This is a genomic window from Bartonella sp. DB5-6 (genome assembly GCF_000278115.1).
Classification (GTDB): Bacteria; Pseudomonadota; Alphaproteobacteria; order Rhizobiales; family Rhizobiaceae; genus Bartonella; species Bartonella refiksaydamii.
Map to the genome: position 1 here is coordinate 59,017 of NZ_JH725117.1, position 5,605 is coordinate 64,621.

Annotated in this window: 7 protein-coding genes, 1 other RNA gene and 1 pseudogene; 8 read left to right on the forward strand and 1 reads right to left on the reverse strand. The window is 40.4% G+C overall.

From position 1 onward, the window contains the following. Nucleotides 1-739 precede the first annotated feature (739 nt). From ykgO to MCO_RS04085, 8 genes and pseudogenes are all read left to right on the forward strand, one after another. Entirely contained in the window at nucleotides 740-865 is a 126-nt protein-coding gene (ykgO, locus tag MCO_RS04050) for a type B 50S ribosomal protein L36 (RefSeq protein ID WP_040296424.1), read from the forward strand. Between the two features lie 166 nt (nucleotides 866-1,031). Then, nucleotides 1,032-1,829, forward strand: a complete 798-nt coding sequence (locus MCO_RS04055) for a M48 family metallopeptidase (protein WP_007552770.1) — start codon at nucleotides 1,032-1,034, stop codon at nucleotides 1,827-1,829. Between the two features lie 122 nt (nucleotides 1,830-1,951). After that, nucleotides 1,952-2,144 (forward strand): annotated as a pseudogene (locus tag MCO_RS11110) (hypothetical protein); the annotation flags it as partial. 165 nt (nucleotides 2,145-2,309) lie between these two features. After that, nucleotides 2,310-2,469: non-coding RNA, 6S RNA (gene ssrS / locus MCO_RS10080), on the forward strand. 104 nt (nucleotides 2,470-2,573) lie between these two features. Then, complete coding sequence (locus MCO_RS04065; protein WP_007552772.1) at nucleotides 2,574-2,840, forward strand: hypothetical protein; 267 nt, start codon at nucleotides 2,574-2,576, stop codon at nucleotides 2,838-2,840. 213 nt (nucleotides 2,841-3,053) lie between these two features. Beyond that, on the forward strand, nucleotides 3,054-3,335 hold the full coding sequence (locus MCO_RS04075; RefSeq protein WP_245256840.1) for a hypothetical protein: 282 nt from the start codon (nucleotides 3,054-3,056) through the stop codon (nucleotides 3,333-3,335). Between the two features lie 452 nt (nucleotides 3,336-3,787). After that, entirely contained in the window at nucleotides 3,788-4,396 is a 609-nt protein-coding gene (locus tag MCO_RS04080) for a 5-formyltetrahydrofolate cyclo-ligase (protein WP_007552774.1), read from the forward strand. A 3-nt stretch (nucleotides 4,397-4,399) separates the two neighbouring features. Continuing rightward, complete coding sequence (locus tag MCO_RS04085; protein WP_007552775.1) at nucleotides 4,400-5,236, forward strand: TIGR00282 family metallophosphoesterase; 837 nt, start codon at nucleotides 4,400-4,402, stop codon at nucleotides 5,234-5,236. A gap of 113 nt (nucleotides 5,237-5,349) precedes the next feature. On the opposite strand, the gene MCO_RS10980 is transcribed toward MCO_RS04085, so the two are convergent. Continuing rightward, on the reverse strand, nucleotides 5,350-5,605 hold a 256-nt coding region (locus MCO_RS10980), incomplete at its 5' end, for a hypothetical protein (RefSeq protein WP_040298800.1).

Below are 5,605 nucleotides of genomic sequence, written 5' to 3' on the forward strand. Positions count from 1 at the left end.
CACCTTCCCTCTCACGGGAAAAGAAGGGCTCCTCTCTTAAGCCCCTCTAAGCACCCCCCCAGCAGCTGTCACCTCTTATTGCCCATCCCTTAAGGTTATGACTCCAGCTCATAGCAACAGTCTATGTCTATGGATTTCACGATGCACGTTTATTGCATCCCATACCACCTTCTCACAAACTCAACTCATTTCAAGAAATGAGAGCGTACTTTGTCCACCGACCGTTTGATTACAAATTTGTTCACTCATCATCTTCTTACAAATGAGAGACTTTGTAGATTTTCCCATATTCTTTGCTCCTCCCCTTTCATTTAACGCACCAAAGGGAGTTTACCAGAGGGAATGTGTTAAAAAGATACGCACTTGACAAAAAGAAGACTTCTTGTTAAAAATTCTCTAAATTTTTTGCAATTTTTACTTATTCGTTGTGTTAATGAAATGTGTTGATGCGTATTTCTATTCTAAAAGTACGTTTCTCTTTTTGTGATCACAGTGAAAGAGTGTATGGCATGATGTCGTGAAACAAACACAATATTATGACACAATGCGATATGATTGTAACACAATGCGATATGATATACGTGCAATATCATTATACGAATGTTGTGTGTTATATCAGTGTTAGAGCGTATGGCAGTGTGTAATAGTATGTAGTTGTATGTAATAATGTTGAAAAAATTGAAGTTGTGACATTGCATTACAATAAGTCTGTATAAAGTCTGTATGAACGGTGAGTATGATGAAAATTAAAAATTCGCTTAAAGCACTAAGGGATCGCCACCGTAACAATCGTTTGGTGCGCCGTAAAGGTCGTGTTTATATCCTTAATAAAACGAACCCACGTTTTAGAGCGCGTCAAGGTTGATGGTGCATGAGGGCTGGTGGTTTTCATGCCTACTTTTTGTAGTCATGAAAACTTTTATCTCTTGAATTTTATCTCTTGAAAGTTTTTTGGGGTTCCAAGTCCATTTCTTGATCACTGTTGTTTGATTGCCATTGTTTGATCGTTTGTGGTCTAAGGGCTTGTTGTGATGAGGTTTTTTATCTTTCTAAAATCTTTGCGATTACAGAGATTTCTTATTTTCCAACAAAGTTTTTTGTGTCCTTTTGTAGTTTTTTTACTTGCTGTTGTGGAGTGTTTTTGTTTAATTTCTGCTGGGTACGGGCAAAATCCCCCTTCACTCCCTGAAGATACTTTTTCTCCCCAATTGCTAATGCCGCTAGATGATCTCTTACCCGGCCCTTCTCCTTCAGAACCGGCAATATCTGATTCTGATTCGTCGGCGACCATTCTTGAAGATTTTGAATTAAACGCCTCCACCCATTCTGATAGAGTTAAACAGAGCAAAGAAGCAGAAGTTTTACGTTTACTCAAAGAATTAAAATTTTGTGCGAATGCTGGTGAAGCAAAAAAGATAAGTCAACAGCTTCAACGTTTATGGTCACAATCGGGCAGTGAGACGATTGATCTTTTGATGTCATGGGCTGAAAATGCTATCAATGCTGACAATTATGGTACTGCTCTTGATTACATTGATAATGTCCTTGCTCTTTACCCTACTTATGCTGAAGCATGGATAAGACGTGCTTGGGTTCATATTCAACTGAGTGATTTTAAACTTGCCATGCTTGACCTTAACCATGCTCTCGAACTTGAACCGCGCAATTATATAGCATTTTTTGAACTTGGAGTGACCATGGAAGCAACAGAGCGTCCGAAGCTTGCCCTCAAAGCCTATGAGAAAGCACTTGAATATTATCCCCAAATGCAAAGACTCCAAAAACGCATTGAAGTGCTTTTAGAAGAACAGACACCCCTACCCCTTTAAACATACCTTTAATGACATTGATAACACCCTTACATTCCACCCCACCTATGCCTCAAGCATAAGTAAGACGTGCCTTCATATTCCACTCGCGGTTAAACGTACAACGTACCATGGTCGACTACCATGCTCTCGAACTTGAACCGCGCAATTATATGGCATTTTTTGAACCTAGTAATCATAGAAGCAACAGAGCACCCGAAGCTTGCCCTCAAAGCTTATGAGAAAACACTTGAATATTATCCCCAAATGCAAAGACTCCAAAAACGCATTGAAGTGCTTTTAGAAGAACACCTCAAACTCTTTAAATTTGAATAAGAAAGACCACGCCACCGCCACCAGACATCATCCCCCCTAAAAACCATCTAAAAAATTACCCAGACACCACCCAGAGAGCGGCAGCAAAAACCACCTCTCCAAAGAGATTGTACAGGAATCATTTTATATCTAGCAGAAAATCTCAAACTGTTTTATAGTAAGAGGGGTGTTCTGCACTTCTCGACAGGAAATAATGCATTCCTGAGACCTTAGTGATCTCCAAGGGAGCTGTCCCTGATGAAGCCCGTGGGCTTTTTCACATGGCGCCCACCTATTTATGTAGGTTCTTGGGATCAACTTTTCCATCGGCTGTTGCGGATCACCTTTTTTGCGTAAATAAAACAAATTATTATTGTCCTTTTTTGCTTAAAGTAAATTGCTCTGCTCTTTAAAGAAATTCGTGCACGCCTTTGACAGTTGAGAGGGAGCATGTCATGTAAAGTCTTGTATCAAGAAATTTTCCAAAAGATTTTATTGAAAATATTGCAAATGGATGTGCAAGACGAACAAACGCCTGCTAAGGATATTGTATCAACGACTATAGCTGCTTGGGGGCATAATGTTGTACAAAAAAATGCATGGCATGAGGTCCAAAAAACGAATAAAGGCGCATTGCGCTTTTCCTTTAAGAATTGGGCATCTCCTCTTAGCTTAATGAGTTCTCATTATGCATCCTTTACGCAAGATTTGCGATGAAAAGACTTTACGGAAAAAATCAATACGTTTTGTTTAAAAGATGCAAGTTTAATATGCCCTTCAATATGGAAGGGGATTTCCCAATGTTTGTTGTGATGAAGCAATTGCTATCTCTTGGCATGCCACAGGCTATTAGGTTTACCTTTCTTATGAATTATCCTTACAACCATCTTTGATATTTCTCAGGACAGCGTTGTTGTTTTCTCTTGGGAGTTGTTTCCATTCATCTTATTGTCTTTTGCTTTTGGCACTTTAGGAGCCATGCTCAATGGCATACTTGTGGGCTTGCTTGATACGTTTTGGCCAACAATTGTTGTAACAATAGGCTATTGGGGGATAGGCTTATTTGGGGGAGCGCTCATGGCGCATTTTTTTGAATATGGTTTTATTGGCTACTGGCTTGGTATGACTGGCGCAAGCTTAATTGTTTCTCTCTTTAATTATATGCGCGTGGGTTATTTAATAAAACGCAATCCTATGTTTGGGGCGGAGTGAGTGTTATAAAAGCACTCACTGTGAAGGTATAGCACCTCATCCCACCTATAGAGGCTGTTTACTTCTATGTAGATAACAATATAGGTTATAAAACTTGCTTAATATGAAAAAGAAGTTCCTTTATTTGTAACTTTAATATTATCTATAGAGTTTTAAAATAATATAGGTTTATTAAAATCATTCGGCTTCAATGAGGAGTAAGTTCGGTAAATTGGAACAGTTTAATACCGTAAAAAATGGCTAGAAAAAGCGTACCTATATTTATAGGCCGGTGGGAAATGATTTAAAAAAGTTATTGTTTTTATAAGTCATTACAATCGCTGTGCCAAAGTACATGCGTTTGTCAAAACACACGCAGCTGCTGATGGTGCTATTCTTTCAAATCCTGTTTATCATGGGCTTTATTTTATTGCACTTTTAGCATTGGTAGAAGGGCAGCAATCTACAGAATAATGACACAAAGTACAAAAACACCACAATCTATTTCATCGCTTCGCGCACAACTCCGCAAGATCGGCTTATCCCATCGTGATGCTCTTTCAGCACAAGAGCGTGCTACCTTTTCGCAGCGCGCCTGTTCCCACCTGATAAAAACCCTTGAAGAAAAGGAGGAAGATTTTTCGCACATGATTTTAGCGAGCTATTGGCCAATCAAATCGGAAATTGATCCCCGTCCTTTATTTGATGCTATAGCGTTACGCGGTGGACGATTAGCATTACCAGCAGTGCTTGATTCCACCACCATGGTTTTTCGTGCATTTTCCCGAAACACGGTGTTAGAGCCAATGCGTTTTGGCACATTGGGACCTAGTGTAGAAAATGCCGTTGTCGTACCAAACTTTATCATCGTTCCCCTTTCCGCGTTTGATAACCACTGTCACCGCCTTGGTTATGGGGGCGGGTATTACGATCGTGCTGTTGAAACTCTTGAAAAACAAGGGCACCAGATTAGCTTATTAGGCTTAGGCTTTTCTTGTCAGGAAGTTGAATTCATTCCTCATGCAGAACATGATTTGATCGTACAGGGAATTTTTACAGAAAAGGGTTTCTTAAAACGCTAAAGTATGGTTAAAACGCCTATGCGTTTTTTATTCTTAGGTGACATCGTTGGAACAGCGGGCTGTGAGGCTGTTTTTGAACATCTTCCCCAACTGATAAAAAAATGGCAGCTTGATTTTGTTGTGGTAAATGGTGAAAATGCATCTCATGGTTTTGGCATCACGCAAGAAACTTATCAAGATCTTCTCATGGTAGGTGTTGACGTTGTAACAACGGGTAACCATGCTTTTGCATGCCAAGACACATTGCGCTATGCCCACGAAAGCGACCGTTTTTTACGTCCTGCTAATTTTCCTAAAGACACTCCCGGCAAGGGTTCCGGTATTTTTACAGCAAAGAATGGAGCACGTGTTCTTGTTGCCAACCTCTTGGGGAGTGCTTTTATGCCATGTAAGGTGAATGACCCATTTGAAACGGCTGAAGAGATTCTGTGCGCTTGCTCTTTGAAGGAGCAGGCAGATGCGATCATTTTTGACTTTCACGCAGAAACGACGAGCGAGAAGCAGTGTCTTGGACATTTTCTTGATGGTCGTGTGAGTGTGATTGTAGGAACGCATACCCACATTCCTACAGCTGATGCGCAAATATTAGAGTATGGCAGTGCTTATTTGTCGGATGCGGGAATGTGTGGAGATTATAACTCATCGCTTGGAATGGATAAGGAAGAGCCTTTATACCGTTTTCTTTATAAGAAAAAGCGAGATCGTTACGAGCCGGCGCGTGGTCCTGCCACGCTTTGCGGTTTAGCAGTGGAACTTTCAAACCGCACGGGTTTAGCAGAAAAGATCTCGGCGGTACGAATTGGTCCTCATTTAAAGCCTGAAATTCCAGATTTTTGGTAACCTTCTTTCGACGCCCTCCCAACAACCCCTTTAATGTCCGCTCTCCAATATTCCTTTTTGGGAACTCCTTTTAGCAATATGATTTTTCAAACCCCTTAATTTTTCCCCAAGAACTACGCGCCCCCAACTTCCCCCAAAGAAGGTTCATTCCAAAGAAGCTCCTGTAAGAAAGATTCCCTAAAAAGAATATCTCCAAAAGAAACTCTGAAAAGCAAATCGCAAAAAGCAGAATCCTTAAAGTGAATATCCCTTAAAGCCCCCCTTAAAAGAATAAACAGGTAGGATTGTCCTCTAAAAAACTTTTCACAAAAGAGCCCATTGCGAAAGGAAAGACCTACAAAACAGCGCCCCCAAATATCCTCTCCCAAA